The organism is Myxococcus sp. AM011, assembly GCF_013372595.1.
Classification (GTDB): Bacteria; Myxococcota; Myxococcia; order Myxococcales; family Myxococcaceae; genus Myxococcus; species Myxococcus eversor.
Map to the genome: position 1 here is coordinate 1 of NZ_JABXEM010000666.1, position 402 is coordinate 402.

The following is a 402-nucleotide window of genomic DNA, read 5'->3' on the forward strand; positions in this document are numbered from 1 at the left end:
GTTATCCATATACAACTGGGCCACTTTCGCCGAGGTCTGGGATTTCACCCAGGGGTCCATCGGCATCGTGGCCCAGTTCGCGCTGTTGCGCGTGCTGAATACGTGCAAACCGACCTGGCGGGCGCGTTCCATCAACTTCCACAGCGCCGCACCCACCGGCGGCTTCTGTGGGTAGCTCTGAGCCGGCCGCAGGTCCTGCACGTCGTCGATGAGCACAAAGTGCCGCGGTCCTTCCCACGGCTTGAGTGCGCGCAACTCCTCCTGGCTCAAACCCTTGGGCGGCAACCGCGGCATCAAGATCTGCTGGGCCAACTCGGTGATCACCTCGTCGATTTCATCTTGGTCGTAGGCATACGCGCGCACATACCCAGGGGCGTGCAGATCTCGCAGACCGTGCGGAGC

General features: G+C 62.7%; 1 protein-coding gene. It reads right to left on the reverse strand.

Going from position 1 to position 402, the window contains the following annotated elements:
• The coding region (locus HUW62_RS47930; RefSeq protein WP_217912015.1) for a hypothetical protein at positions 1 to 402 on the reverse strand (402 nt) is incomplete at both ends.